Genomic DNA, 25728 nt, shown 5'->3' on the forward strand with positions numbered 1-25728 from the left:
TCAGAGCGACCAGGAAATTGAGACTTACATTGAACAACTGAATAATCGACCACGCAAGGTCTTAGGCTGGAAGACGCCATCAGAAGTCTTCATGGGTAAAAAGTTGCACTTGAGTTGACAATTCGTCACGACAAAATCGCCCAGGCCTTCGTCCATTTTAAAAAGCACGAACCACGGCTGAAGGAGTTTGTCATCGAGATCATGGACGCCCCGGATCTGAAAACCGTCGAACGCATCACGGAGATCTACCGGGCCGGCGGGATCAAGATCTACTTGGATGACGTCGGCAGTGACAACAGCTATGAGCTGATATTGAACATGTTCACTTACATCGATGGCATCAAGTTCGCCATGCAAAATCTGCGTAAAAGCAACGACAGTCAACAGTTGCTGGAACGGATCGACTTTTGGAAGAAAATTGCCGATAAACATCACCTTGAATTCATTCTCGAAGGCGTTGAGACCCAAGACGAATCCGAGTATGCTTACAAGCAAAGCGGCATCTTCCGTCAGCAAGGGTATTACTTCGGTAAACCGACGCTACCGCAAGATAAGTGACCACACACAACAGCAAAAGCCCTTCGCTCAAGTTGAGCGAAGGGCTTTTGCGTGTCGATCAGAGATGGAAATGCGGCGTTTCTTAGGCGACTGCGGGTTCTTTGACTTTCATTTTCAACACCTCGTAGCCAAGCTTGGTGACCACGGCTTTGATCTCGTCTGGGGTGATCTGACCGTCGTCAAACTCGGCTTTGACCTTGCTGGCATTGAACAGCACCTTGATGTTAGAGATCCCGGCTTGTTGCTTCAGCGCCCCTTCGATCTTGGTCAAGCAAGACGGGCAGGTCAGTGCATCTAGTTGTAACGTGATTTTCTTAGTCATTTTGAAGACTCCCTTCGTTTGTTTACAAATCCAGTGTAGCGACATTTGCCCGGCTGGCACTTGATCAAGATCAAGTTTGGCTAATCCGCCAAAACTTTTTGAACCGGTTGGTGCGGCTTGGTCTGATCATGCTTGCCGTAGTTGATCAGCCGCATTGCGTTGAAGATCACGACCAGGATACTGATTTCGTGGACGAACATGCCGCTGGCCATGTAGATGAAGCCGGCGATCAAACCTAACAGTAGGAAGGCAACGACGGCAATGGCGATGATGATGTTTTCCCGTGTGTTCAAGACGGTCTTCTTGGAGAGCTTGAAGGCGTGAACCAAGGCTTCAAAACTGGATTGCATCAAGACGATGTCAGAGGTTTCGATCGCAACATCTGTGCCTGAACCCATCGCGATCCCGATGTCTGCGGTAGCCAGCGATGGGCTGTCGTTGATGCCATCGCCGACGAACGCGACCTTGCGTCCTTGTTCCTTGAACTGCTTCACAAACTTCACCTTTTCATCTGGCAAAAGATCGGCATGCACTTCGTCAATGCCCAGCTTTTGGGCCACAAAATTTGCGGTTTGGGCATTGTCGCCAGTCAGCATGACCAGATGCTTGGCGCCGGCCTGCTTAAGTGCGGCCAGCTGTTCCTTCAGATCAGTCCGGATCACATCAGCGACCCCGATGATGGCGGCGACTTGGCTGTCGCGGGCCACGATCACAACGGAACTGCCACTCGCCTGGAGCTTGCTGAGGTCAGCTTGCTGCTGACTGGTCAGCGCGACTTTGTGGCTGGCCAGCAGCTTGGCGTTGCCGGCGCAGAGCTTGTGCCCGTCGACCGTTGCGCTGATGCCTTGGCCCTTCACGGTTTGACTGTTGGTAAGGGTCGTCTGCTTGTAATCGAGGCCTTGCTCATCGGCATAAGCGATGATCGCCCGGCCCAGTGGATGGTCAGAGACGGCTTCCACTGCGGCGGCAGCGGTCAAGGCCGCGGTTTTGTCGTCGGTGTAAGTCAAGACTTTGGTAACCGCCGTCTTGCCTTCGGTCAGTGTCCCGGTTTTATCAAAAACAAAGGTATCGATCTTCGAGAAAGTATCCATCGCTTCGCCGCCTTTGACCAAGATCCCACGCTTGGCACCGTTGCCGATCCCAGCCACGTTGGAAACTGGCGCCCCGATGACCAGTGCCCCAGGGCAGCCGAGGACTAAGACCGTGATGGCTAACTTGAAGTCACGGGAGAAAATGAAGACTAACAGCGCGATCACCAAGACCGCCGGTGTGTAGTATTGGGAGAAACGATCGATAAACTTTTCTGCGTGGGACTTAGTGTCTTGCGCGTCTTCGACCAGCTCCACGATCTTGGCAAAGGTGGTGTCATCGCCAACTTTGGTCGCCTTGATCTGGACGTAGCCGTTGCTGAGCAGCGAGCCGGAGTAAACCTGGTCGCCGGTGGTTTTGCTGATTTCCTTAGATTCACCGGTAATGGCAGATTCGTTCGTGTAGCCTTGGCCGTCAACGACCACCCCATCGACTGGGATCGAGCCGCCGGTTTTGACCAGCACGACATCGCCTTCGTCAACGTCATCAACATCGACATCTTCGGTCGAGCCGTCTGGCTGGACCACCGCCGCTGTGGTTGGCGCCATTTCGGTCAAAGATTTGATCGACTCGCGCGTCTTGGACAGCGTCTTTTGTTCCAAGAAATTCCCAAACAAGAACAAGAAGGTGACGATCGCGGATTCGTTATATTCCCCGATGATGAACGCCCCCACCACCGCGATGGTGACCAGCAGTTCGATCGAGATCACCTTGACCTTCAGCGCCTGAAACGCGTGTAAGGCGATCGGTAAGACCGCGATGATCGACGCAATGATCAAGGCCACGTCATAAACCAATGTGTTTTGAGCTAGCCACTTGCTGGCGTACCCGATGACAATGAGTGCTGCAACGATAACGGTTAAATGATTTGTATGCTTTTGGAGCCACGACTGAAACTTCATAATTGACACCCCATCTCTTTTTATTTACAAGTACAGCTTAACGTGGACGGGGCAAAACAAACTTGACGCATATCAAGTTTAGCAACTTTATTCAAAAAAGTTGCGCTGAAAAACCCCTTCGACAAGTTTTGTCGAAGGGGCTGGTTGGTGTTCAAAATTCACTTTCGATCGCGGCCTGCGTGCGCAGGATCGCCTTGATAAACTGATCGCGACGCTCAGGTGTGATGCGATATTTAGGCGAGCTGATGGAAAACGCCCCCACGACATGGTCGCCGCGACGCAAGGCCGCACCGATACAATAAACATCGGGTTCGGTTTCTTCGTTATCGATTCCCACGCCTAACTCCCGGACTTTTTTGAGATCTTCGCGCACCGCTTCTGGTGACGTCAGCGTTTGTGCCGTCACTTCTTTCAGTTCGTGATGTTCAAAATAGTTGTCGACCAGCGTCTCGGGATACTCCGCCAGCACCGCTTTGCCCATCGCTGAACTGTAGAGATGCATGGTGCCGCCGATCACCGAGCTCAACTTGATGCTGTTCGGGCTTTCGAGCTTATCGATCAACACGATATGCCCGTCAGAAATAACGCCTAAGTTGATCGTTTCGCCGGTCTCGTTGCGTAGCTCGGTGAGATAAGGACGCGCCAAAGCCGTGATGTCGAAGGTCTCTGCCGCCTTTTCCCCATAGCTTAACATCTGCGTGCCAAGATAGTAACGCTTGGTTTCAGGCGCACGCCGCACCAACTGCAGTGCCGTCAGCGTCGTCAACAGCTTCAGCGTCGTTGGCTTCGAGGCATCGGTCCCGTCAGTGATCTCGGCCAGACTCGGGGCATGATCGCAGGCCATGATAAAATCTAAGATCGCCTTGCCTTTGATCAGCGCCGTCCCGTATAACTTATCTTCTGTCATGTTTCTTAACCCCACGTTTACGATATGGAAACTATATTTATCTTACCCCACGCCACGCGTTCAGCGCAATAGAAAAGCCCTCGAACACGGAGTTCGAGGGCCTGCAAACGCTCAAATTTGCAATTGTGGTGCGAATCGAGCTACACATATTGGATTGAAAGGATGACACCCGCCTGCTTCGCTCTGGTTCGTCAACACGTTGCGTTAGGCTGCCTTACATACAGACCTAACGTCATGTACAGCGAACCGCTTTGTTGGAGCTTGGTTCGTCGAGCTCCGTGACGCAACGCGGGTACGGTTAGCTACGCCGTCGTACTCGAGGCAAAGTACGCCTCAAGCACGACGACTAGGCTACCCGACCCGCTAAAAGCGCGCCACTGCGCTCTGGGTTTTCTTCGAGCTCCGCAAAGCAACGCGGCGTGATATAAGTCGTGACGTCAATTGGGCCAAAACCGCCCAACTGCCATCCCGCCTTATATCCACCGCTAAAACCGCTTTGCTGCGCTCTGGGTTTGATTAACGAACTAAGTAGCCACCGTCAACGGCAAGCAAGTGACCGGAAACGTAGTCAGCAGCCTTGGATGCCAAGAATACGGCAACGCCCATCAGTTCAGAAGGTTCTGCCCAGTGACCTGCAGGGATACGGTCGAGGATTTCCTTGTTGCGGGCCTTGTCAGCACGGATAGGTGCCGTGTTAGCAGTCTTGATGTATCCTGGGGCGATCGCGTTAACTTGGACGTTGTAAGCACCCATTTCAGAAGCGAAGGCCTTGGTCAAGCCGGCAACACCATGCTTGGAAGCAGTGTATGAAGGAATAAACTTGCCGCCTTGGAAGGAAAGCATGGAGCCGATGTTGATGATCTTACCGGACTTTTGCTTAGCAAATTCCTTGGAAGCAGCCATGGACATGTGATAAACCGCGTTCAGGTTGATGTTGATAACGCGATCCCAGTCGGAGTCCTTGGATTCCAACAATGGGTTACGCTTGATCATGCCGGCGTTGTTAACCAAAATGTCGATGTGGCCGAACTTAGCAATCGCGTTAGCGACAACCTTTTCAGCAATCCCAGGTTGGGTCAAATCAACGTCTTCGAATTCAACCTTGCGGCCGCGCTTTTCGATCATCTTGCGAGTGTTGTCCCATTCGTCCTTACCGAAGGTTGGGATGTAGATGTCGGCGCCAGCTTCAGCCATCGCAACGGCATAGCCTTGACCCAAGCCAGTGTTACCACCAGTGATAATGGCAACCTTGCCCTTAAGACTGAAAAAGTCCATCTTGAATTGGTCCAATGCGGCTTCGTTAGCTGCGATTTCTTCTGCTGATTGATTTAAAACCATGTGTGAGTCTCTCCTTTTGAATATCGTCTGAGTGACAACAATGTTTGCGGGAAACAATTTCTTTTTAAGAAACATCATTTCCTCTAAGTAAATTACGTTTATAATATAGCGCCTTCCAAGGATTTAATCAACCGCTTTCGCGAAATTTCTTGAGAAAACATTTTCCTAATTTGCAAAACGCTGTCAATCCGGCATTCGTATGGCATAATAGTCCCATCACGGAAAGCAGGTGCTCACATTAATTATTGGTTACTCACGTTGACCTTCATCAGCGTCAACTTAGACTTCTTCTTCATGCTCTTATTCCTACTCAAAAAATATCGCACCCGCCAGGTGATGCTCGGTTATCTATTAGGTAATCTGATCTTACTGACGCTGAGTTTTGCCGTTGGCAAGGTTTTGGCCGCCTTTCTCCCCGAATGGCTACTCGGGATCTTGGGAGCGTTGCCGATCTGGCTGGCGTTTCACGACGACGATGACGAGGACAAGCAACATCAGCAAGGCGCGCCGGTGCTCAACGTGCTGGTAACTTACCTCTCGGTGTGTGCCGGCTGCAACCTGTCAATTTTCCTGCCAGTGCTTGCCGGCGAGACCCTCGCCCACTTCGGGCTGACTCTCGTATTCATCGGCATCTTGACGCTTGTCGTCGTCGCGCTCATCCGCGCGATTGCAACGATCCCAGTCGTCACCCACATCATGACCCACTACGGCGAGAAGCTGATGAAAGTGTGCTACGTTTTGATCGGGCTCTACGTCTTCTGGGACAGCGGCCTCATCAGCCACGTCATCGGCTGGTTGTGACACTGCCACTTCCGGTGATGCAGGACGCTAACGTCAGGGTTTGGTGTGTGGAGGCCCGAGATGGCTCAGGCGCGGCATTGTTGTTAGCGGCTTGGCCGCTTACAACAAAGGCGTCGAAGAAGATCCACTCGGCGGAGCCGAGTTAGCTTCTGAGCGCCTCGCACCGTTCCAGCCATCTCTAGGGCCGGAACACACCAAACCCGACCTATACCACTATCCCAACCACCAACCAAGGAAGACTAACGCTGCCGGACATCGAGCGCATTTTCTGACTGAACGCAAAAATAGACCGCCTCTTCTTTTTAGAAGAAACGGTCTATTTTTGACGCGTGATTAGCCGCGGATGCGGGTGAGTTCTGCCTTGTAAGCCTTGGCAGTCTCGGTAACACCAGCATAATCGCCAGTCTTAGCCTTGGCGGTCAGGTTGGAGCCGGCACCGACGAGGGAAACGCCAGCTGCAAACCATTCTGCCATGTTGTCCAGCGAAACACCGCCGGTAGGCATGATGGACAATTGTGGGAATGGTGCCTTGACGGCTTTGACCATACCTGGGTGCATTGCGGAACCAGGGAAGAGCTTGATCAAGTCGCAGCCGACTTCCAAAGCGCGTTGGATTTCGGTTGGGGTCATGCAGCCTGGTGTATAAGGAATGCTATACAGGTTGCAGATCGTTGCGACTTCCTTGTTGAAGGAAGGGCTGACGATGAATTCCGCACCGGCCATGATTGCCAAACGGGCAGTCACAGGGTCGAGCACGGTACCAGCACCGATGATAACATCCTTGTTATCAGCATACTTGCTGGTCAATTCAGCGATCACCTTGTCCGCTTGCGGCACGGTGAAGGTCAATTCGATAGCGGTCACGCCACCGGCGATGACAGCATCGCTTTGCTTCAAAGCCCCTTCTGGATTGTCATCGCGAACAACAGCGACGACACCGGCCTTTTGCAGGCGCAACAAGTTCTCTACTTTTTGCATGGTTTACGCTCCTTTAGGAATGTCTACAGATTCTTACAGAATCTATTATACACTTTTTTATTAAAAGGGAAACCGTTTACCTCAAAATATGTTAGAATAAGTTGAACGCAGGTGAATGACCTGCATAAAATCAAGGAAAAAAGGGGTACTCTCCAAATGACTAAAGTGCTTACTGTAGGAGAAATGATGTTACGTCTTAAGCCACAAGATCACCAACGGATCTTGCAGGCCAATACTTTTGAAGCTAATTACGGCGGCTCTGAAGCCAACGTTGCGGTTTCACTGTCACTGTTCGGCGATGACGCCCAATACCTGACGAAGGTGCCTGATAACGCCCTCGGCCAGATGGCGACCGGCACCCTGCGCCAATATGGCGTTGATACCAGCAAGGTCTTAGTCGGCGGCCCGCGTCTAGGCATCTACTTCTTCGAAAAAGGTGCGTCCATCCGCAGCACCAACGTGGTTTATGATCGTGCCGGCAGCTCTTTTGCCACGATCAAAGCCGACGAATTCGATTGGGCTAAGTTGCTCGATGGCGTCGACTACTTCTACTTCTCTGGGGTTACCCCAGCGCTGAACGACACGATCGCCAACACGCTGATCGAAGCCGTGAAGTACGCCCACACCCATGGCATCAAGGTCTGCTTCGATGCCAACTATCGCGGCAAGATGTGGACACCAGAAAAGGCCCAAAGCGTGGTCGGCCAGATCATGCCTTACGTCGACATTTTCTTAGCCAACGATGAAGACTATGAAGCATCCTTGGGCATGGCCGCTTTTGACGGCGACATGAGCCGCGGCATCGACCAACTGGATTCCTTCAAAGCAACGATGCAAAAAGTTGCCGCTAAGTATCCCAACATCAAAGCCATCGCCAGCGTTGTGCGTAACATCCACTCCGTTGAAAACCACAAGTGCACTGCCTTGTTGTGGCAAGATGGCAAGATCTACCAAGGCCCTGTCTATGACATGCACGTCTTCGAAGGGGTTGCCTCTGGCGATGCCTTTGGTGCCGGCCTTGTGCACGGCTTGATCCATGGTTACGACCCCCAAGCTTTGATCAACTTCGCCGACACGGCCAGTGCCTTGAAGCTGACGGTCAGCGGTGATTTGAACATCGTGACTGAAAAAGACGTCTTAGGCACGATGCAATCTGCCGGCGGCGTTAACCGTTAATCTGAAACCAAGCTAAAAAAATACGACATCACGCAAAGGCGTGGTGCCGTATTTTTGTATCTTGTATGAAAAAAGAGCCCTTGCAAGTCGCAAGAGCTCTTCACTGTCTATTTAAGCATTCGCATCCAAGAACGCCTTCAACTCATCTTGGGTTGGATAGCCGTCGTTGTCGCCTGGGTGTTGCACCGCGATCGCCCCGACCGCGTTGGCACGCTGGACGGCTTTGGCCAGCGGCAACTTCTCCAGCAGGCCAGTGATCAAGCCCAAAGCGAAGCCATCGCCGGCGCCAACAGTATCGACTACTTTGTCGGCCTTGAAGCCCGGCACCGTGAACGTGTTGCCGTCGCGAGTCTTCACGAACGCGCCTTTGGGGCCGACCTTGACGACGACGGCCTTGGTGTATTTGCCTTGGCCGAGGTAGAAGTCGGCGATTTTTTCAGGATCGCGGCTGCCAACGAGTTGCTCGCCTTCACCGATCCCAGGCAAGACGATTGTGGCTTCGCGCGCCAGCATGTTCAACGTCGAAACCATCGTGTCGTGGTTCGACCAGAGACTTGGCCGGATGTTGGGATCGAAGGTAAACTCGATTTGGTGTTCGTGGAGCAAGAACATGAACTGTTGCACCGCCGCGAGCGCCTTGTAAGAAATCGCCGGGAAAATACCGGTGATATGCGCCCAGCGCACGCCATCAAAGTTGATTTTGCCGAGGCTGGCGGGGCTCAGATGCGCGGCCGCTGAACCGCGACGGAAGTATGCCGTCGCCGGATCGCCATGGCTGACTTGGTTCTTGAACTGCAACCCGGTCCAGTGCTCCGGCGTCTGGGCGAGATAATGGGTACCGACGTGGTTAGCCTCTAGCTGTTCGCGAATAAAATCACCGAACGCATCGGTCCCAACTTGTGAGATATACTCGACACTGTGTCCCAAGCGGGCGGCACCCACTGAAACATTCACTTCAGCACCGGCCAAATACTTGCGAAAATGCTCGGCATCGGTCAAGCTCTTGTCCAAGTCAGTCGAAGCAAACAGCGTGATTGGTTCACCAATCGTCAATAACTCGCTCATCATTATCTATCCTTTCGTCGTAAGCGGGTGCATCTGTACCATGAAAAACATCCCAGCCCTACGGAAAGCTGGGAAGTCTTCGATTCATGAGTGAAATGGTTGAGGGACGGATATCTCTACGCATTGGGAAATCGGTTTCCTCTATAGGGTTACTATAAGGCGGTCGCCACCAAAAGTCAACCGCCTAAATCGAACTTCTATAAAGATTCTCTGACATGGATCTCGGCGGGAATCTCGGTACGGCCGACGAACACGTCTTGGCCGTCGATCAGCTGTTCCAACCGGGTCGCGACTTCTTGACCGATTTTTTCAGGGTTCTGGTTGACCACCGACAGCGGCGGGTTCGCCAAGCCACCCCAGTTCCAGTCGTCGTAACCACACAGGCCGATCGTTTCCGGCACCGCGACCTGATTGGCCTGCAGCCAGCGCAAGGTCGCCATCAACAAGTTACCATTGGCGGCAAAAATCACCGGCTTGCCGTCGCCGATCCGGTCGTGCCAAGTTTCGATACCGCTAATATCATCGTCGTCGTTGACCTCAAGCAGCGTCACCGGCACGTTAGCGTCTTGGCACACCGTGGCAAACGCCCGGTAGCGCTCGTAACGCACGGTCGCTTCATCGACTGGGTTGGAGATCACCAAGACGTTGCGGTAGCCTTTTTCCAACACCGCCTGCGCGAGCACGCGGCCAGACGCCGTGTCGTTGGAGGTGACACAAGGAAAAAGCAGCGGCTTCAACAAGCGATCGACCAAGACCACCGGAATGTCAGCGTCTGCCAAGAACTTGTAGGCGTCAGCATTCGGTCGCGCCGGCTGTAAAATGATGCCGTTAACGTTTTGTGAGATCAGGTTTTTGAGTGCCGCCTCTTCTTGTTTCGGGTCTTCGCCGCCGTCTGCGATCAAGATCTGGTCTTGCTTCGGCCGCACAACGCCGGAGATACCTTTGATGAGGAACGTCGAATAGACATTCGAGACGTCACCCACCACGACCCCGATCTGGTGGGAACGCTTGGATTTCAAGGCGCTTGCGTTGTAGTTCGGGACGTACCCGAGTTCTTTGATCACGGCTTGAATCTTATTCCGCGTTTCCAAAGACATCCGCTCGAACCGGCCATTGAGATACCGGGAAACGGTCGCCTTGGAGACGCCTGCCGCCTGCGCCACGTCGTTAATCGTATATTTTGCCATCTGTGCCCCTCGTTTCGTCTACTTACTACCTCCATTGTACACTTATCCGCCGCATTCTTGAAACCGGTATCCCTTGTTTAACCGCCAGACTTCCGGTACATTGATACTGACCAAAACAACAGGCTTTTACTGTCCGGCAACGTGAGTGTGTTAAGGGATGGTGGTATAGGTCAGACGGGGTGCGCTACGACAGGAGATGGCTGGAACGGTGCGAGGCGCTCAGAAGCTAACTCAGGCAAAGCCTGAGTGGATCTTCTTCGACGCCTTTGTTGTAAGCGGCAAGCCGCTAACAACAATGCCGCGCCTGAGCCATCTCCTGTCTCCGCACACCCCGTCCTTACATTTGCGTCCTAAGTATTCATAGTGATAATTTCAAAGAATAGACTTCGATAGTAGCTGATGATCCCTGTCGTCATCAATATGCGATTCACGATTGAGCGGAATGACTACTTGTCCGTTAACCCTAATTATCCTGATACACAGAATCTAGGGTGTGGGCGAAAGCGACGGAAGCAGGTCAATCTGACGTGGTGAGATTGCTGTTAGCGACTTGTCGCTTACAGCAAGGCGCAGGTGGAGATCCACTTCGTCGCAGACGAAGTTAGCTCCGCCGAGCACCCTCTCCACGACAGATTGAAGCCTGATGGAGTTGCTTTCGCCCACACCCGCCCAGCAACCAACGTTTATATTTCACACCGATTAGGAGGCAATAATGACTTACGGCTATATCAAAATGATTCGCGGTTTGGTTGGGCACACCCCGATCATTCTCAACTGTACTGGCGGCATCTTGTTGAACGACAAGCATGAAGTCTTGTTGAACCTGCGCACCGACACGCACAACTGGAGTTTACCCGGCGGCTATTTGGAGTATGGCGAATCCTATGCAGAAGGGATCATTCGCGAATACAAAGAAGACAGCGGCCTGGATGTCCGGATCGTGCGGCCGTTGCGCTTGTTCGACAAAGGTGAAACCAGATACCCTAACGGCGACGTCGCACAAACCATCGCGATGCTGTATCTGGTCGAGCCGGTCGGCGGCAAGATCTTGACGACAGCCACCGACGAAACCCTCGCACTTAAATTCTGGCCGTTCGACAATTTACCGCCACTGCTGAATCATCAAAACGAGGAAATGTTGGCCTATGCCGCCACATTACCGGAAGTGACGCAAAGTTAGCCGACCCATATATTGAGCGTTCGTTCAAAGCTAAATCATTGTATTAGGAGACGTGAAATCTGTAATTTAGATTTCACGTTTTTTGTTATTAATGCCTGTTTACGGGCGTCAACACCATGAAATTATTTTTAGGAATAGCTAAAAATAGGGTTTACATCTGAAATATTTCGGTTACACTAAAAGTGATTTCAGAAAGGAGATTGTTCAAATTGAAAGATCAAAACAATGTGCCAAAAAAGCATAAACTCATCGAATATGCGAACGGCCCATCGCTGGAAGAAATCAACGGCACGGTCGAGGTGCCAAAAGGCAAAGGCTTCTGGCGAACCTTATTCGCCTACTCAGGCCCGGGTGCTTTAGTCGCCGTCGGTTACATGGATCCAGGTAACTGGTCGACGTCGATCACCGGCGGGCAGAACTTCCAATACTTATTGATGTCTATCATCTTGATTTCCAGTTTAATCGCCATGCTCCTGCAATACATGGCGGCTAAACTGGGCATTGTTACCCAAATGGACCTCGCCCAAGCGATTCGTGCCCGGACGAGCAAGGCGTTAGGCATCATCCTCTGGCTCATGACTGAATTTGCCATCATGGCGACCGATATCGCGGAAGTTATCGGCGCGGCCATCGCGTTGTACCTGCTATTCCACATTCCTCTGGTCATCGCCGTTTTTATCACGGTTTTTGACGTCTTGCTATTATTACTGTTAACCAAAATCGGTTTCCGCAAAATCGAAGCTCTCGTGGTCTGCTTGATCCTCGTGATCTTGTTCGTCTTCGCCTATCAAGTCGCCTTGTCCGATCCAGATTGGGGCGGCGTGATCAAAGGCTTGATCCCAAGTGCCGCAACGATCGCTTCGCATCCCAACGTTTCCGGCATGAATCCATTGTCTGGGGCCTTGGGGATTATCGGGGCCACCGTGATGCCACATAACCTGTATCTGCACTCCGCGATTTCGCAGACGCGCAAGATCGACCACAGCAAAGAAGATGAAGTCGCCCAAGCCGTCCGCTTCTCCGCTTGGGACTCCAACATCCAGCTGTCGTTGGCGTTTGTTGTGAACTCCCTGCTGTTGATCATGGGGGTCGCGGTGTTCAAGTCTGGCGCCGTGAAGGATCCGTCCTTCTTCGGGTTGTATGAAGCCTTGTCGAACACGTCCATGCTTTCCAACGGCCTTTTGATCGCCGTTGCCAAGTCCGGCGTCTTATCTGTTTTGTTCGCGGTCGCCTTGCTGGCCAGTGGGCAAAATTCCACCATCACCGGCACCTTGACTGGCCAGGTCATCATGGAAGGCTTCGTCCACATGCGCATGCCGCTGTGGGCTCGGCGCTTAGTCACCCGCTTGCTTTCTGTCATCCCCGTGCTGATCTGTGTGGGCACCACGTCCCACCTGAGCGCGATCGACCAGCACACCGCGTTGAACAATCTGATGAATAACTCGCAGGTCTTCTTGGCCTTCGCCTTGCCGTTTTCCATGTTACCGCTGCTGATGATGACCGACTCGAAGGCCGAGATGAGCGCGCGCTTCAAAAACGTGCTCTGGGTCAAAATCTGCGGTTGGGTTTCTGTGATCGGATTGACCTATCTGAACCTGATCGGCCTGCCGGATTCTTTCGCTGGGTTCTTGGGCGATCATGCGTCTGCTTCGGCGATTAATACCGCCCACATCGCCGCTTACATCGCGATCGTCTTAGTGCTGGCCCTGCTCGTCTGGTGCACAGTCGACTTGTATCGCGGCGACAAGCGGTTGCGCAAGCTGCAAGAAACCAGCGGTGAGACCCGCGCGATGCCAAGTTATGAAGGAGGCCAAGGCTAATGACGACTGAAGATTTTAAAAAGATCCTTGTCGGCGTCGACAACTCCGCAGACGCACTGGCCGCCTTCCACTACGCGATCCACCGCGCCAAGGCCGACGACGCGGCCTTGATCATCACCACCATCTTGGAATCTGATGACTACAACGTTTATCAGGCCTTGGACAAAGACTACGTGCATGGCGAAGCCGCGGAATTGGAAAACCACATCCACGAATATCAACAACTCGCAAAACAAGCTGGGATCCGCGACGTGCGAGCAGTCATCGCTGAAGGCGACCCGGGCGAAACCATCGTCAAAACCTTGATCCCCAAATACCAGCCGGATCTTTTGATTATCGGTGCGGAGGCGAAAAAAGGCCTCGCCAAACATTTTGGCAGCCAGGCGTCTTACATGGCCAAACACGCGCCCATCTCGGTGCTGGTCATCCGCGAATGAATTTGCAGGGAGGCTTTCATGATGATGAATCACGGTCAACGACGCGCGCAGATCTTGACGACTGCGCAACAGCTTTTCGCTGAACACGGCTTCGCCAGCACCACGACGCGTCAACTGAACCAAACCGTCGGCATCGCCGATGGCCTGCTTTACTACTATTTTCCTCAAGGCAAACAGCAATTGCTCGACACCATCGTTGCCCAAGGCGTCACCGCCCACCTCGACGCGATCGACTTGACGCTCGATGTCGATGATCTGCCGGCGCTCGAAGCGCGGCTGGTGGCGATCATGCAGCAACTGTGGGGATTGCTCACCAGTCCTGAAGGCTATCAAGTTTTTGTCATCACCATCCGCGAACGACCGCGGCTTTCCCAAGACGCGGCCGACTGGCTGCCCAAGGTGATGCAAGAAGTGCGCACGCGGCTGACGACGGCGTTGGACCAACTACCATGGTTGAAACTCGACGCCGCAGATACGCAACAACTTGCCACCACGATCTTCGCGGTTTTCCAGGCGACGTTGTACTCAGCGCTGTTGATCAGCGACCAGCGGGTGTTGACCCCGGCCGTCAGCGATCAGCTAAACACCCAGCTCCATTTTCTTCTGACTAAGATCACTGCCTAAAAAAAACGCGTCTGCCAGCATCCCCGAATTGAGGATATGGCAGACGCGTTTTATCGTCTCGGCTTCTATTTAATCGTCGTCATCATCATCGTCTTCTTCAACGAGGCCTTCCCAAGCCGTTTTGCCTAAAAAGGCCTGCAGGTTGCGGATATTGCGGTTGTTCTCGCCGCGCAACTTGGTGAGATAGGCCGCCATCGCCGGCCGGTCTTCGCGCTCGGCCAACTTGATTGCCCGGTCGATAAACATATTGGCGAAGGTGAGGTCATGAGTCGTCGCATCAACCATCGCCGTCGCGTCTTCGTATTTCAGCCGTGGTTCTTCTTCGATCTTGGTGTAGCGCGTATATTCATCGACGGTTGACGGTGGCAGCTGATTCTCGTCTAACAAGACGCCGGCGAGTTCATCGAGCTGCGCGCGGTTTTGGGCGATCAGATCACGATAGACCTGTTGCAGTTGGAAGGCTTGCGGGCCTTTGACAAACCACAGAATCTGATGATACTTCACGTCCAGATACCACATGTTCGCGACAATGTGGCCGGTCATCGCGCCGGCAGTCGGCTTGTGGTGATCGATATCTGCTTGCTTTACTTCTGCTTGGTATTTAGCTTCAATGGCTTCGTTCATGAATGGCTTCCTCCTATTAAAAAGACAACGACGACGATTTTACAGATCCTTGACCTTGACCTTCTGGACTTCATAGCCCAGTTTGGTAACAACATCGGTCAGTTGCTCTGGGGAATTTTGACTATCGTCGAATTCAGCTTTGACCTTAGCGGCATTGAATAAGACCTTGACGTTATCAACACCTGGCTGCTGCTTCACAGCGGATTCAATTTTGGTTAAGCACGACGGGCAGGTCAGCGCGTCGAGTTGCATCGTGATTTTCTTACTCATGTGATTGCCCTCTCTCTTCTTGATTACAAATACAGTGTACCGGCAATCCGGAGATAACAAATTGACCTAAATCAAGTTTTGACAAAAATAGAAAAAAAAGTCACACTGAAACCACAGAGCGAAGCAAAGCGGGTTTAGCTTGGAGTCTAAGACAGGTTGCAGTGCGATGCAACGTATCGTGCTGACGACATGGCTTAGACAGCCCAGCGTCGCTTTGCGTAGCTCGACTACACCACAGAGCCCAGTATCGCGCCCTTAACCAATCACCGCATTTTCCCTACATAATCAATCAACATCCCTACCATAAAGGAGCCTCCTCACATGAACCCAGCCCTCGATCACATTGCTATCTCTGGCATCCGCCGCTTCAACGACGCCGTTAACGGCATCCCCGACATGGTGCGCTTGACGCTTGGCGAACCTGACTTCAATACGCCAGAACACATCAAAAAAGCCGCCATTACGGCCATTAATGATGACTATTCGCATTACACCGCTAACGCTGGCGACCCCGAACTGCGTACCGCCGTGGCGGCAACTTGGCAGGTCAAATACGATCTGGAATATCGCGCAGACGATGAGATCTTGGTGACGGTTGGCGCCACCGAAGCCATCGCCATCGCCTTGCAAGGACTCACCACCCCTGGCGACGCCGTGCTGGTGCCGGCACCGGTGTATCCTGGCTATGTCCCGCTGTTGACGCTAAACCATATCAAACCGATCATTATCGACACCCGTGCAAACGATTTTGCCCTCACGCCTGAAATGATCGACGCCACGATTGCCGCGCATCCAGATGACCATATCACCGGGATCATTTTGAACTACCCCAACAACCCGACCGGTATCACCTATCACGCCGCGCAACTGAGAGACATTGCCAAAGCCTGCACGACCCACGATCTGTTCATCTTGGCCGACGAAATCTACGCAGAGCTCACCTATGGGCAACCGCACGTATCGATCGCACGCTTTGCCCGCGAACGCACAGTCATTATCTCCGGCTTGTCGAAGTCGCACGCGATGACCGGCTGGCGGATCGGCTTTTTGCTGGCACCTGCCAAGATCACTCAAGCGTTGAAAAAGATCCACCAATACACCGTCACCGCCGCCACCACCATCGCCCAACGTGCCGGCATCGAAGCGCTGATCAACGGCCAAGACGACGGTGCGCAAATGCGCGTCATCTACCAACAACGCCGTGATTATTTATTGCAAAGTCTAAAAGCGCTGGGCTTTGACGCCGTTAATCCGGAAGGGGCCTTCTATCTGTTCGCCAAGCTTCCGGAACGCTTCCCTGATTCCGAGGCTTTCTGCACCGACCTCGCCCGCACCGACCACCTCGCCATCATCCCCGGCACCGCCTTTGGTGAAGTTGGTGAAGGCTACGTGCGCCTGAGCTACGCCGCAAGCAACGAGCAACTCCACAAAGCCGTCGCCCGCTTGAAACATTACGTGGAAAATCATTAACAGAGCGAAGCAGGACGGGCTTAGGCATGTGTATAAGGCAGCTTGGGCGCGTGCTAGCAAAGCTAGTGCGTGACCGAGATGACTTATACGCAATGCCGTTGTCCTGCGTAGCTCGACTAAAAACAGAGCGAAGTGGCGCGTATTTAGTGGGTCGGGTAGCTCGACTAAGAACAAAGCGGGTTTACCAACCCCGCCTTTCTTCCCAATCATCAATAAAGCTTACACAAACACCGCAACCATTCCCGTACAGGCATTATTCTGTACGGGATTTTTATTAGGTCACCGGTTAACCACGGATTGATTTAGCCACCGACAGAGTGTCATAATAATCGTTAACAATATATTTGTAAGAAGGCGGTCATGTTTGGATGATACACAACGGACGCAAGGTCCGTGGAAACGTAATTTATATGTCTTATGGTTTTGTAGTCTCGTGGCTGGCCTTGCCTTCTCTGAGATCATGCCTTTCTTGTCACTGTATGTCAGTGAAATGGGCAGTTTCACGCATCAACAGCTGACGTTTTGGTCAGGATCGATCTACGCGATCTCGTTTTTTGTCACCGCGATCGTTTCACCGCTGTGGGGTAGCCTCGCTGACCGCACCGGGCGCAAGGTGATGCTGATTCGCGCCAGCCTCGGGATCGCCGTGGCGATGACGCTGATGGGCTTTTGCACGAATGTGTGGGCGCTGTTTTTCTGCCGGCTGTTTCAAGGCTTCTTCGCGGGGTATATCCCCAACGCTCAGGCATTGGTCGCCGCGCAGACGCCTAAAGATCACGCCGGGGCCGCACTGGGCACCCTGGTTACCGGCCAGGTGTCAGGTACGCTTTTCGGACCGGTCGTCGGCGGGATCTTGGCACATGTCTTCTCGATCCGCGCGACCTTCTTTATCACCGCTGGGTTGCTGGTCATCGTGTGCTTGATGTCGGCTTTCTTAGTCACCGAGTCCTTCCAGCCAGTCGCCAAGTCTGCCGCCAGCAAGCCAAAAGGATTACTCAGCCAGCTTGCCGATCCGAAGCTGATCATCATTTTGCTGGTGTCGACCATGATCGTGCAGACCGGGAATGCCTCGATCTCACCGATCATCTCGTTGTATATCCGCGAGTTGATGCACCACCAAGGCGCCATCACGGTCGTCGCTGGTATCGTCGCTGCACTGCCAGGGATCTCCAACATTTTTGCGGCTCCGCGGCTTGGGCGTTACGGTGACAAACACGGCTCCGGGCGTGTTTTGATCGGGTGTTACCTGTTTGCGGTCATCGTCTACTTCCCGCAAGGCTTCATCGGCAGCGTCATCGGCCTGGGCATCTTGCGCCTGTTGGTCGGGGTTTCCGACGCCGGCTTGTTCCCGACGATCCAGACGCTGTTGACCAAAAACTCGCCGTCCAGTCTGACCTCGTCGATCTTCTCGTGGAACCAGTCCTTCCAGGCGCTGGGCAACATGTTCGGGTCGCTGCTAGGCGGCACCGTCGCCGGGTTCTTCGGCTACAACGTGGTCTTTATCGCCACGGCGTTGTTGCTGTTGATCAACCTGCTGGTGTTGCGCTTCCAGGAACCACAACTGCTACGCCGGATCGATCAGAATTAAAAAATGCCTCCGCATCTGCGATTTCGATGCGAAGGCATTTTTCTATTTATGCTTCTGGCGCCATCTGCACGATGATCTTTCCCGTCGCGTGGCCGGCTTGTGAATATGCCAAGGCGTCGTTGATCTGCGCAAACGGCACGACCCGGTCGATCACCGGCTTGAGCACCTCTGCTTCGTACAGTTGCCGGAGGGTTTCGAGCTGCGCGCCGCTTGGGTGCATGAACAAAAAGGTATACGCGGCGCCGGTTTGTTTCTCGAGCTTAGCGAGATTGCGGGTGACCAAGGCGAACAACCATTGCTTCCATCGTGGCAGGACAAACGCCTTGCCAAATTGTGCGGTGGGCAGGCCATCGATGCTGACGACATTGCCGCCTGGCTTGACGATCTTGAACGCGTCTTGCAGTTCTTTGCCCCCACGCGTGTCAAAAACCGCGTCGTAACCATTCAACACCGCTGCGAAGTTGGTCGTTCGGTAGTCGATCACCTCATCGGCCCCCAGCGTTTTGACGAGCTCGACATGCGCCGCTGAGGTCGTCGTCGCCACATAAGCGCCTAGGTGTTTGGCGATCTGGATCGCCGTCACCCCGACGCCACCGGAGCCGCCGGGGATGAAGACTTTTTGCCCCGGTTGCAAAGCCAAGACGTCATGCAGCGCCTGATAACTGGTCAAGCCCACCAGCGGGACCGCGGCCGCTTGGGCAAACGTCAGGTTGCGCGGTTTCAGCGCGACCGCATCTGTGTCGACGGCGATATATTCCGCGAACGTCCCGATACGATCTTTCTCGACCCGCCCGTAGACGGCATCCCCGACCGCAAACGTCGTGGCCTCAGCGCCGACCGCGACGACGACCCCGGCAAAATCGTTGCCCAAGATCAGCGGCATGTCGTATTTGAGCAGCATCTTCAGCCCGCCATCTTTGATCTTAAAATCAAGCGGATTGATGCTGGCGGCAACGATCTTCACCAAAACATCGTGCGGGCGCATCTGAGGTAGCGGCACCTGCTTTAATTCAGGCGCTGGTTGTTTATAGGCCGAGATAACGGCGGCGTTCATCGTGGTAGGTAACAAAGGGTCTTCCTCACTTTTCCGTTCAATGGTTTAATCTCTTGAACATTTACTCGTCTGAGTGTAAGTCGTTGGTTCAAGGATGTCAACCAATATTCTTGACAAATTTTGTCAGCGAGCGTCTAATGGTTTAGAAACATGAACGTAATCCGGATCAGAATGGAGCCTTAGCCTTGGCAGAAAAATCTCTCGAAATTTTCAAAGCCAGCATCCCGATCTTCACGATGCTGCAAGATGAAAACCGCCAGCAGATCTTGACGATGCTGTGCGAAACAGACAAGATGACGGTCAATCAAATCACCGAGCGCCTGGCCTTATCACGGCCGGCAGTATCTCACCACCTCAAGTTGATGCTCGATGCCGGCATTTTGACCGTCAGCAAGGTTGGCACCGAACGGTTTTACCAGGCCAACATGGGCGACACGCTCGCATTATTGAAGCAGCTGACCGCGTCATTGGAAGACGACCTCGCCAATAATGCCAAGCGCCGTCTTGTTGGATCCGACAAGCAGGGAAAGGAATGATCATATGGTAACGATCGGACATAGTGACGTTGTCGTCGACAAGCTGGGGTTAGGCACCAATAAGGTCGGCGGCCACAATTTATTTGATAATTTGAAAGATGCTGACGGCACCGCCGTGATCAAACAGGCGCTGGCCATCAACATCACGTTTTTAGACACCGCGTTCATGTACGGGCTCGGACGTTCTGAAGAGCTGATCGGCGACGCGATTCAAGGCGTCGATCGCCACAAGTTGGTATTGGCCACCAAGGCCGCCCACCGCCCCGACGACCCGAGCGTCACCGACAACCGGCCGGCCTTCTTACGCCAGGCGGTGGAAGACGCACTCAAGCGGCTGCACACCGATTATCTGGACATTTTCTATATCCACTTTCCGGATACCGACACGCCAAAGTATGAGGCCGTCGGCGAACTGTCGCGGCTGCGTGAAGAAGGCAAGCTGCGCGCCATCGGGGTCTCTAACTTCAGCCTGGCCCAGATCCAAGAAGCCAACCAAGACGGCTTAGTTGACGTTGTCGAAGATAACTACAACCTGGTGCACCGCGACGCGGAAGAGGCCCTTTTCCCTTATCTCAAAAAGGCTGGCATCAGCTTCGTGCCTTACTTCCCGCTGGCTTCCGGCCTGTTGACAGGCAAATACACCGCCGCCGATCACGCCAAGTTCACGCGGTATTCTGCAGACCAATTCAACGCCATTTTGGCCGGGATCGACAAGGTACGCGCGATCGCTGACGCCCACCATGCCACCGTCGCCCAAACCGTGCTCGCATGGTACATGGCCGATCCTGACATCGCCGCGGTGATCCCAGGCGCCCGCAAGCCTGACCAAGTCATTCAAAACGCCGGTGCCCGCGACGTTCAGCTTAGTGCAGATGAATATCAACAGATCGCCCAAGCCTTCTAACCACACAAATAAGCCAGAGGCAACGTCAACGACGCTGACATCTGGCTTATTTTTTATCTTCCCGGAACGACCTTCGAGTGCCCGACGACCAGCGGCTTACCGTCGATCACAACGGTCAGCGGCTCGCCGGCCAACAAGGTGACCTTCGTGGTGTCGTGGGTATACGTCACAGCCACCAGGCGGCCATGGATCTGCAACCGTAGCTGCAGGCCTTGCCACTGCTTGGGCAGGTGGTTGGTAACGTGCAGCACGCCGGCTTTGATCGCCAGGCCGCCAAACCCGGTGGCGAGACTCAGCCAGCTGCCGCCGAGGTTGGCGATGTGCAGGCCATCGGCGGCGTTTTGTTGCAAGTCCACCATGTCCATCTCGGCGGTATCCATGAAGTAGCGGTAGGCCTTGGCGTCATCACCCATACGCGCGGCCAAGGCTGAAAAAATCGAGCGTGACAGCGACGAGTCGTGGGTGGTGATTGCCTCGTAATACGCGTACTCGCGGCGTAATTGGGCGGGATCGATGTCGTCGAAGAGGTAATCCGCCAACAAGGTGTCGGCCTGCTTGTTGACCTGGTAGCGGTAAATCACCAGCGGATGGTAGTGCAACAACAGCGGATAGTGGTCTTTCGGCGTCTGGGCAAACGGCCAGATCGGCTTGCGAAAGAAGCTGTCGTCTTGTTCGTTGATCTGCTTGATCTGGCTGTACGGCAGGTACACCGCCTTGGCCTTGGCGTGCCAATCGGCGAGCTCTTCCGGCGTGACGTGCAGACGCTTGGCGGCGGTGGGAAACACGATGGCCAGCTCTGCGGCGCGCTCGAGATTAAACTTGGCGAGGCGGTTGTTATAGTAGTTGTTGTTGACCAAGGCCGTGTATTCATCGGGGCCGGTAACGTCGAAAAACTCGAAGGTCGGCCGCCCGTTGCGGTTGCTCCAGCTGCCAAACGCCGCCCAAAAGCGTGCGGTCGCCACCAGCAACTTCAAGCCGGTGTGACGCATGAACGCCCGGTCGCCGGTCACCTGCCAATAGCGGTCGACGGCGTAGGCGACATCCCCGTCGATATGATACTGGGCGGTGCCAGCAGGAAAATAGGCGCTGGCTTCTTCGCCGTTGATCGTCCGCCAGGCAAACAGCGCACCGGCGTTCACGCCGACCATCCGCGCGCGGGCTTCGGCCTGTGGCAAGATGCTGGCGCGATATTCCAGCAGGTGCTTGGCGATCTGCGGGTTGGTATAGGTCAGAAACGGCAGCATGTACATCTCGGTGTCCCAGAAGTAGTGCCCTTCATAGCCGGTGCCTGATAGCCCTTTGGCAGCGATGTTGGTCTTGCCGTCTTGGCCGGCGGCACTGGCCAGCTGAAACAGATTGTAATGAATGGCCAGGTCTAGCCGGTCGTCGCCGCGAATGGTCGTGGCGCTATGCCGCCAAAAAGCCGTCCAGTACCGCTTGGCACTTTTTGCCACCTGCTGGGCCTGTTGGGGAACCGGCGTCGTTGCCGGTGGTGTCGTCACATCGTTGAGCGGATTGACCGTCGCCACGACCGTGTAATCGAAGCTGGCGCCTGGCACCAACAGCGCAGAAACCGTCAACCCTTTGTCGGCACGCAACTGGACGCGTTGGATCTGGTGGCTTTGGTGGGTGCGGATCGTCGCCACCAGCGTCTGCGTGTCGTGGTGTTCCACGATCATGGCCAACGGCGCCAACCGCTGTGCTTCCCGCGGATCGGCGCTGGGACCGGCATCTGGTACCGGCGTCAGCGTTTTGCTCAAGGTGAACGCACCGGTGTAATCGATAGACGTCACCGTGTAGTGCAGAACCGCCATGTTGCCGCCGGGCTGCGAAAGCACCGAGCGCAACTGGATGCCAACCTTGGCACCGGTGGCGTTTTGTGCCTCCCAGCGCTCGAGTAGCTGGCCCGACGCCAGATCCAAGGCTTTTTCACACACGGCAGACGTCGTGAAATCACTGCCGTCTGCGGCCGTAAGCGTCAGCACCCGTAAGTCAGGCAAGGCGACGGTGGTTTGGTGCATGGCAGCATAGCCGTAAGCCGCTTCGCCGTATTGGATCGGGGCGGTTTCGTACAGTCCATTGACGATGGTGCCGGCCGTGGCGCTGGGCGTGAGCACATCCCCGGCACGCATACCAAAATGGCCGTTGCCCAGCGAGAAGATCGTTTCCAGATACGCCGGCTGCCGGTTTTTGACCGCCTCTAGTGTGAGTTGATAATTCTGTCTAACCATGATGACGCCTCTTTCTGCGCATATGATAACACGCTTCTGCCGGCCGGTGTATGTCGCGACGCTAAAATCGGTTATACTCTTGGTAAACGGAGGTGTCTGCGATGGCCAACATGCTGACTTATCTATCCACATATGGTAATCAAACGTTCAAAGCCCAGCCCTTGACGGTGGTCGACGCGGCGATTTTGGCGCAGCTGGCTTATTGCGACTTCGCCGGGGTGACGACCGGCCGCCTGGGCGATCTGACACCGGCAGACTGCCAACGCATGATGGCCCACACCTGGCAAGAACAAGCCAACCAACAATTGCTCGAACAACTCGCTGCCAGCACCCGTTTTGCCGACGTGCGCTGGTTTTATCCGGTGGATCGCCGCGATCCCGACCGCCAACAAGAATTCTCTGCGGTGACCTGGCAGCTCGACCGCGACACCTATTACCTCGCCTTTCGCGGCACCCGCGCGACGTTTGTCGATTGGAAAGAAGACTTCAACATGACCTTCCTCGAGGTCATTCCGTCACAACACGCCGCGTTGGCCTATCTGCAAGGCATCGCCGCCAAGTACCCCGGGCGTTATTATCTCGGCGGCCATTCCAAAGGCGGCACCCTCGCCACCTACGCCTTCACCCACGCAGAGGCCTTGCAAGACTCGATCAACATGGTCTACAACCTTGACGGCCCTGGGTTGAAAAAGCCGCTACCGCCCAGTGCCAAGGTGTTGAAGCTGGTGCCACAGACTTCCTTGATCGGGATGATGCTGGATAACAGCCACGATTTTGGCGTCGTCCACAGCACCGCCAGTGGCTTACGGCAACACGACTTGTTCACCTGGGAAGTCCACGACCACAATTTTGTTTACCTCGAGGCCGTCGACAAGACCAGTCAGTACTTCCAGGCGCTGTTGACGCAATGGGCGCAATCCGTCTCAGATGACACCAAGCAACAAGCCTTAGACGCCATCTATGCGCTCGTCACCGCGACGCAACAAGAGTCCTTCGCCGAACTCGCCGCCCATCCCACCCAGTCGGCCAAAACCATCCTGTCTGGTTTGCAGCACAGCGATCCGCAAGACCGCCAGGCTTGGCGGGCGGTGCTCGACGGCCTGGCCCGTGCCGCCTTCCGCAGCAGGCACCGCTAGGCAAAAAGTTGTGGTTGACGAACGCTTCTTGGGTGTTACAATATAAATTGCAAGTTACTTATAAAGTTACAACTCAGGAGGAAACTATTTATGACTACTTATGCAGTGACAGCTGTTACCGGCCGCTTCGGTCAAGTCGCAGTCCGCGAACTGGCCAAGCGCCTGCAACCAGGCGACGCCTTGATCGCCTTGGCCCGCAACGTCGACAAAGCCGCCAAGCTGGTGCCGACCAACGTCCCTGTCCGGATCGGTGACTACGACAACGAACAGTCGCTGGCGCAATCGCTTGCCGGCATCGACCGCCTCCTTTTCATCTCCGGGCAACCGGGTCAAAAGATCAGCCGCGCAGAACAACACCAGAATGTCGTCAACGCCGCCAAAACTGCCGGCGTCAAGTTCATCGCCTACACCAGCTTCCCGCAGGCCCCAACGAACCCGGCACCCTTGGCCGCTGACCACAAAGCGACCGAAGAAGCGATCACAGCTTCCGGCATCGCGCACAGCTTCTTGCGCAACAACTGGTATCTGGAAAACGAATCGTCTTCGCTCAAGGCCGGTGCCGCTGGCCGCCCTGTCGTTTATTCTGCCGCAGACGGCCAAGCCGGCTGGGCGCTAGAACGCGAATACGCCGAAGCCGCCGCCAACGTGCTCACCAGCACCGACCCGAAAACCGTCTACGAATTCGCCGGCGCCCCACACACCTACGCTGATCTCGCCGCCGCCATTGGCAGTGACGTCACCACCCAACAAGTTTCCGATGCCGATGATCAAGCTGGCTTGGAAAAAACCGGCCTGCCAAAGGGTGTCGCCGGGTTCATCACCGCTACCCAAAGGGTGATCCGCGAAGGCGGCCTGAAGCCGACGACCAACGATCTGGAGACGGTGCTCGGCCATCCGCTCACACCACTCGCTGACGCAGTCAAAGAGGTCTTAAAGTAACCATGAAGTACTCCCATAAGCTATCCGACGCCGTGCACATCTTGGCTTTCATCGCGATTTTCGATAACCATCCGACCAGCGCCGCGATCGCCGGTTCGATCGAATCCAATCCCAGCCTGGTCCGCCGCCTAATGGCCCAGCTGGTCAAGGCCGGCTTGCTCACGACCCATCCTGGCGTCGCCGGCGCCGAGCTGGCTAAGCCTGCAGAAGCTATCACCTTACTCGACGTGTATCAGGCGATCGACGATTCCAAGCAACTGCTGCACGTCGACCCTAAGACCAACATGGCCTGTCCTGTCGGCGCCAACATCCAAGACACGCTCGACGGCGTCTACGCACGCGTCCAGCAAGCCGCGGAAGCTGAAATGGCCGCCATCACGCTAGCAACGATCGTCCAAGATATCCAACAACGTGCCGCAATTTAGCCGCTTAAACCACCCCACCAAGTGCGGGGTGGTTTTTTGAACGACGAATTGTCAACTCAAGTGCAACTTTTTACCCATGAAGACTTCTGATGGCGTCTTCCAGCCTAAGACCTTGCGTGGTCGATTATTCAGTTGTTCAATGTAAGTCTCAATTTCCTGGTCGCTCT

25 protein-coding genes and 2 pseudogenes are annotated in these 25728 nt (G+C 54.4%); 15 read left to right on the forward strand and 12 right to left on the reverse strand.

Features of this window, described 5'->3' with window-relative positions:
- Together ACYVRB_RS12110 and ACYVRB_RS12115 are read left to right on the forward strand one after the other, a co-directional pair.
- Nucleotides 1-118 (forward strand): annotated as a pseudogene (locus ACYVRB_RS12110) (IS30 family transposase); the annotation flags it as partial.
- Nucleotides 115-558, forward strand: coding sequence for an EAL domain-containing protein (locus tag ACYVRB_RS12115; protein ID WP_461215672.1), 444 nt, complete (start codon nt 115-117; stop codon nt 556-558). The pseudogene ACYVRB_RS12110 and the gene ACYVRB_RS12115, both read left to right, overlap by 4 nt.
- 82 nt (nt 559-640) lie before the next feature.
- Here the strand turns inward: ACYVRB_RS12115 and ACYVRB_RS12120 are convergent, their stop codons facing one another.
- The 4 genes from ACYVRB_RS12120 to kduD all read right to left on the reverse strand — a co-directional run bounded on the left by ACYVRB_RS12120 (nt 641) and on the right by kduD (nt 5116).
- Entirely contained in the window at nt 641-880 is a 240-nt protein-coding gene (locus ACYVRB_RS12120; protein ID WP_461215673.1) for a heavy-metal-associated domain-containing protein, read from the reverse strand.
- 80 nt (nt 881-960) lie between these two features.
- Nucleotides 961-2871 carry a heavy metal translocating P-type ATPase gene (locus ACYVRB_RS12125; protein WP_461215674.1) on the reverse strand — a complete coding sequence of 637 codons (1911 nt, stop codon included), beginning with the start codon at nt 2869-2871 and terminating at the stop codon, nt 961-963.
- A 151-nt stretch (nt 2872-3022) separates the two neighbouring features.
- Complete coding sequence (locus tag ACYVRB_RS12130) at nt 3023-3778, reverse strand: IclR family transcriptional regulator (RefSeq protein WP_461215676.1); 756 nt, start codon at nt 3776-3778, stop codon at nt 3023-3025.
- A 516-nt stretch (nt 3779-4294) separates the two neighbouring features.
- The gene (gene kduD, locus ACYVRB_RS12135; RefSeq protein ID WP_461215678.1) at nt 4295-5116 is read right to left on the reverse strand and encodes a 2-dehydro-3-deoxy-D-gluconate 5-dehydrogenase KduD; all 822 of its coding nucleotides are present in this window, start codon (nt 5114-5116) and stop codon (nt 4295-4297) included.
- A gap of 237 nt (nt 5117-5353) precedes the next feature.
- Here kduD and ACYVRB_RS12140 point away from each other — a divergent pair, with 237 nt between their 5' ends.
- Nucleotides 5354-5917, forward strand: coding sequence for a cadmium resistance transporter (locus tag ACYVRB_RS12140; protein WP_461215706.1), 564 nt, complete (start codon nt 5354-5356; stop codon nt 5915-5917).
- A 333-nt stretch (nt 5918-6250) separates the two neighbouring features.
- On the opposite strand, the gene ACYVRB_RS12145 is transcribed toward ACYVRB_RS12140, so the two are convergent.
- The gene (locus ACYVRB_RS12145; RefSeq protein ID WP_461215679.1) at nt 6251-6895 is read right to left on the reverse strand and encodes a bifunctional 4-hydroxy-2-oxoglutarate aldolase/2-dehydro-3-deoxy-phosphogluconate aldolase; all 645 of its coding nucleotides are present in this window, start codon (nt 6893-6895) and stop codon (nt 6251-6253) included.
- Between the two features lie 156 nt (nt 6896-7051).
- On the opposite strand from ACYVRB_RS12145, the gene ACYVRB_RS12150 reads away from it, so the two are divergent.
- Complete coding sequence (locus ACYVRB_RS12150) at nt 7052-8071, forward strand: PfkB family carbohydrate kinase (protein ID WP_461215681.1); 1020 nt, start codon at nt 7052-7054, stop codon at nt 8069-8071.
- Nucleotides 8072-8182: 111 nt separating this feature from the next.
- Here the strand turns inward: ACYVRB_RS12150 and ACYVRB_RS12155 are convergent, their stop codons facing one another.
- A complete protein-coding gene (locus ACYVRB_RS12155; protein WP_461215682.1) occupies nt 8183-9136 on the reverse strand; it encodes a sugar kinase in 954 nt (317 codons plus the stop codon).
- A 197-nt stretch (nt 9137-9333) separates the two neighbouring features.
- Nucleotides 9334-10323: a LacI family DNA-binding transcriptional regulator gene (locus ACYVRB_RS12160; protein WP_461215684.1), complete on the reverse strand. Its 990-nt coding sequence runs from the start codon at nt 10321-10323 to the stop codon at nt 9334-9336.
- Between the two features lie 712 nt (nt 10324-11035).
- Between ACYVRB_RS12160 and ACYVRB_RS12165 the strand changes: the two genes are divergently transcribed.
- The 4 genes from ACYVRB_RS12165 to ACYVRB_RS12180 all read left to right on the forward strand — a co-directional run bounded on the left by ACYVRB_RS12165 (nt 11036) and on the right by ACYVRB_RS12180 (nt 14384).
- Nucleotides 11036-11503: an NUDIX hydrolase gene (locus ACYVRB_RS12165; protein WP_461215686.1), complete on the forward strand. Its 468-nt coding sequence runs from the start codon at nt 11036-11038 to the stop codon at nt 11501-11503.
- A 209-nt stretch (nt 11504-11712) separates the two neighbouring features.
- On the forward strand, nt 11713-13323 hold the full coding sequence (locus ACYVRB_RS12170) for an Nramp family divalent metal transporter (protein WP_461215687.1): 1611 nt from the start codon (nt 11713-11715) through the stop codon (nt 13321-13323).
- A complete protein-coding gene (locus ACYVRB_RS12175; RefSeq protein ID WP_461215689.1) occupies nt 13323-13760 on the forward strand; it encodes a universal stress protein in 438 nt (145 codons plus the stop codon). Before ACYVRB_RS12170 ends, ACYVRB_RS12175 begins: the two co-directional genes overlap by 1 nt.
- Nucleotides 13761-13778: 18 nt before the next feature.
- Entirely contained in the window at nt 13779-14384 is a 606-nt protein-coding gene (locus tag ACYVRB_RS12180; RefSeq protein ID WP_461215690.1) for a TetR/AcrR family transcriptional regulator, read from the forward strand.
- A 69-nt stretch (nt 14385-14453) separates the two neighbouring features.
- Here the strand turns inward: ACYVRB_RS12180 and ACYVRB_RS12185 are convergent, their stop codons facing one another.
- A complete protein-coding gene (locus ACYVRB_RS12185; RefSeq protein ID WP_461215692.1) occupies nt 14454-15008 on the reverse strand; it encodes a ferritin-like domain-containing protein in 555 nt (184 codons plus the stop codon).
- A gap of 39 nt (nt 15009-15047) precedes the next feature.
- A complete protein-coding gene (locus ACYVRB_RS12190; protein ID WP_461215694.1) occupies nt 15048-15278 on the reverse strand; it encodes a heavy-metal-associated domain-containing protein in 231 nt (76 codons plus the stop codon).
- A gap of 321 nt (nt 15279-15599) precedes the next feature.
- Here ACYVRB_RS12190 and ACYVRB_RS12195 point away from each other — a divergent pair, with 321 nt between their 5' ends.
- Both ACYVRB_RS12195 and ACYVRB_RS12200 read left to right on the forward strand, forming a co-directional pair.
- Nucleotides 15600-16748 carry an aminotransferase class I/II-fold pyridoxal phosphate-dependent enzyme gene (locus ACYVRB_RS12195; protein WP_461215696.1) on the forward strand — a complete coding sequence of 383 codons (1149 nt, stop codon included), beginning with the start codon at nt 15600-15602 and terminating at the stop codon, nt 16746-16748.
- Between the two features lie 364 nt (nt 16749-17112).
- Nucleotides 17113-18336 carry an MFS transporter gene (locus ACYVRB_RS12200; RefSeq protein WP_461215697.1) on the forward strand — a complete coding sequence of 408 codons (1224 nt, stop codon included), beginning with the start codon at nt 17113-17115 and terminating at the stop codon, nt 18334-18336.
- Nucleotides 18337-18382: 46 nt separating this feature from the next.
- Here the strand turns inward: ACYVRB_RS12200 and ACYVRB_RS12205 are convergent, their stop codons facing one another.
- Nucleotides 18383-19390: an NADP-dependent oxidoreductase gene (locus ACYVRB_RS12205; protein WP_461215708.1), complete on the reverse strand. Its 1008-nt coding sequence runs from the start codon at nt 19388-19390 to the stop codon at nt 18383-18385.
- Between the two features lie 236 nt (nt 19391-19626).
- Here ACYVRB_RS12205 and ACYVRB_RS12210 point away from each other — a divergent pair, with 236 nt between their 5' ends.
- Together ACYVRB_RS12210 and ACYVRB_RS12215 are read left to right on the forward strand one after the other, a co-directional pair.
- The gene (locus ACYVRB_RS12210; protein ID WP_461215709.1) at nt 19627-19926 is read left to right on the forward strand and encodes an ArsR/SmtB family transcription factor; all 300 of its coding nucleotides are present in this window, start codon (nt 19627-19629) and stop codon (nt 19924-19926) included.
- 4 nt (nt 19927-19930) lie between these two features.
- Nucleotides 19931-20830, forward strand: a complete 900-nt coding sequence (locus ACYVRB_RS12215) for an aldo/keto reductase (protein ID WP_461215698.1) — start codon at nt 19931-19933, stop codon at nt 20828-20830.
- Nucleotides 20831-20883: 53 nt separating this feature from the next.
- Here ACYVRB_RS12215 and ACYVRB_RS12220 read toward each other — a convergent pair whose 3' ends face one another.
- Nucleotides 20884-23061, reverse strand: coding sequence for a glycoside hydrolase family 65 protein (locus tag ACYVRB_RS12220; protein ID WP_461215700.1), 2178 nt, complete (start codon nt 23059-23061; stop codon nt 20884-20886).
- Between the two features lie 101 nt (nt 23062-23162).
- Between ACYVRB_RS12220 and ACYVRB_RS12225 the strand changes: the two genes are divergently transcribed.
- The 3 genes from ACYVRB_RS12225 (at nt 23163) to ACYVRB_RS12235 (ending at nt 25561) form a co-directional block, all read left to right on the forward strand.
- The gene (locus tag ACYVRB_RS12225) at nt 23163-24197 is read left to right on the forward strand and encodes an Mbeg1-like protein (protein WP_461215702.1); all 1035 of its coding nucleotides are present in this window, start codon (nt 23163-23165) and stop codon (nt 24195-24197) included.
- A 90-nt stretch (nt 24198-24287) separates the two neighbouring features.
- Entirely contained in the window at nt 24288-25136 is an 849-nt protein-coding gene (locus tag ACYVRB_RS12230) for an NAD(P)H-binding protein (RefSeq protein ID WP_461215703.1), read from the forward strand.
- 2 nt (nt 25137-25138) lie between these two features.
- On the forward strand, nt 25139-25561 hold the full coding sequence (locus ACYVRB_RS12235) for an Rrf2 family transcriptional regulator (RefSeq protein WP_461215705.1): 423 nt from the start codon (nt 25139-25141) through the stop codon (nt 25559-25561).
- A 51-nt stretch (nt 25562-25612) separates the two neighbouring features.
- Here ACYVRB_RS12235 and ACYVRB_RS12240 read toward each other — a convergent pair.
- Nucleotides 25613-25728 (reverse strand): annotated as a pseudogene (locus ACYVRB_RS12240) (IS30 family transposase); the annotation flags it as partial.

Source organism: Lacticaseibacillus boliensis (assembly GCF_054784775.1).

What these genes read in the sequence shown, in the direction of transcription:
- kduD (WP_461215678.1), bottom strand. Translation starts at nt 5,116, where the DNA reads ATGGTTTTAAATCAATCAGCAGAAGAAATCGCAGCTAACGAAGCCGCA.
- ACYVRB_RS12215 (WP_461215698.1), top strand. Translation starts at nt 19,931, where the DNA reads ATGGTAACGATCGGACATAGTGACGTTGTCGTCGACAAGCTGGGGTTA.
- ACYVRB_RS12125 (WP_461215674.1), bottom strand. Translation starts at nt 2,871, where the DNA reads ATGAAGTTTCAGTCGTGGCTCCAAAAGCATACAAATCATTTAACCGTT.
- ACYVRB_RS12165 (WP_461215686.1), top strand. Translation starts at nt 11,036, where the DNA reads ATGACTTACGGCTATATCAAAATGATTCGCGGTTTGGTTGGGCACACC.
- ACYVRB_RS12180 (WP_461215690.1), top strand. Translation starts at nt 13,779, where the DNA reads ATGATGATGAATCACGGTCAACGACGCGCGCAGATCTTGACGACTGCG.
- ACYVRB_RS12210 (WP_461215709.1), top strand. Translation starts at nt 19,627, where the DNA reads ATGCTGCAAGATGAAAACCGCCAGCAGATCTTGACGATGCTGTGCGAA.
- ACYVRB_RS12185 (WP_461215692.1), bottom strand. Translation starts at nt 15,008, where the DNA reads ATGAACGAAGCCATTGAAGCTAAATACCAAGCAGAAGTAAAGCAAGCA.
- ACYVRB_RS12155 (WP_461215682.1), bottom strand. Translation starts at nt 9,136, where the DNA reads ATGAGCGAGTTATTGACGATTGGTGAACCAATCACGCTGTTTGCTTCG.
- ACYVRB_RS12205 (WP_461215708.1), bottom strand. Translation starts at nt 19,390, where the DNA reads ATGAACGCCGCCGTTATCTCGGCCTATAAACAACCAGCGCCTGAATTA.
- ACYVRB_RS12130 (WP_461215676.1), bottom strand. Translation starts at nt 3,778, where the DNA reads ATGACAGAAGATAAGTTATACGGGACGGCGCTGATCAAAGGCAAGGCG.
- ACYVRB_RS12150 (WP_461215681.1), top strand. Translation starts at nt 7,052, where the DNA reads ATGACTAAAGTGCTTACTGTAGGAGAAATGATGTTACGTCTTAAGCCA.
- ACYVRB_RS12220 (WP_461215700.1), bottom strand. Translation starts at nt 23,061, where the DNA reads ATGGTTAGACAGAATTATCAACTCACACTAGAGGCGGTCAAAAACCGG.
- ACYVRB_RS12190 (WP_461215694.1), bottom strand. Translation starts at nt 15,278, where the DNA reads ATGAGTAAGAAAATCACGATGCAACTCGACGCGCTGACCTGCCCGTCG.
- ACYVRB_RS12120 (WP_461215673.1), bottom strand. Translation starts at nt 880, where the DNA reads ATGACTAAGAAAATCACGTTACAACTAGATGCACTGACCTGCCCGTCT.
- ACYVRB_RS12225 (WP_461215702.1), top strand. Translation starts at nt 23,163, where the DNA reads ATGGCCAACATGCTGACTTATCTATCCACATATGGTAATCAAACGTTC.
- ACYVRB_RS12230 (WP_461215703.1), top strand. Translation starts at nt 24,288, where the DNA reads ATGACTACTTATGCAGTGACAGCTGTTACCGGCCGCTTCGGTCAAGTC.
- ACYVRB_RS12175 (WP_461215689.1), top strand. Translation starts at nt 13,323, where the DNA reads ATGACGACTGAAGATTTTAAAAAGATCCTTGTCGGCGTCGACAACTCC.
- ACYVRB_RS12235 (WP_461215705.1), top strand. Translation starts at nt 25,139, where the DNA reads ATGAAGTACTCCCATAAGCTATCCGACGCCGTGCACATCTTGGCTTTC.
- ACYVRB_RS12195 (WP_461215696.1), top strand. Translation starts at nt 15,600, where the DNA reads ATGAACCCAGCCCTCGATCACATTGCTATCTCTGGCATCCGCCGCTTC.
- ACYVRB_RS12160 (WP_461215684.1), bottom strand. Translation starts at nt 10,323, where the DNA reads ATGGCAAAATATACGATTAACGACGTGGCGCAGGCGGCAGGCGTCTCC.
- ACYVRB_RS12145 (WP_461215679.1), bottom strand. Translation starts at nt 6,895, where the DNA reads ATGCAAAAAGTAGAGAACTTGTTGCGCCTGCAAAAGGCCGGTGTCGTC.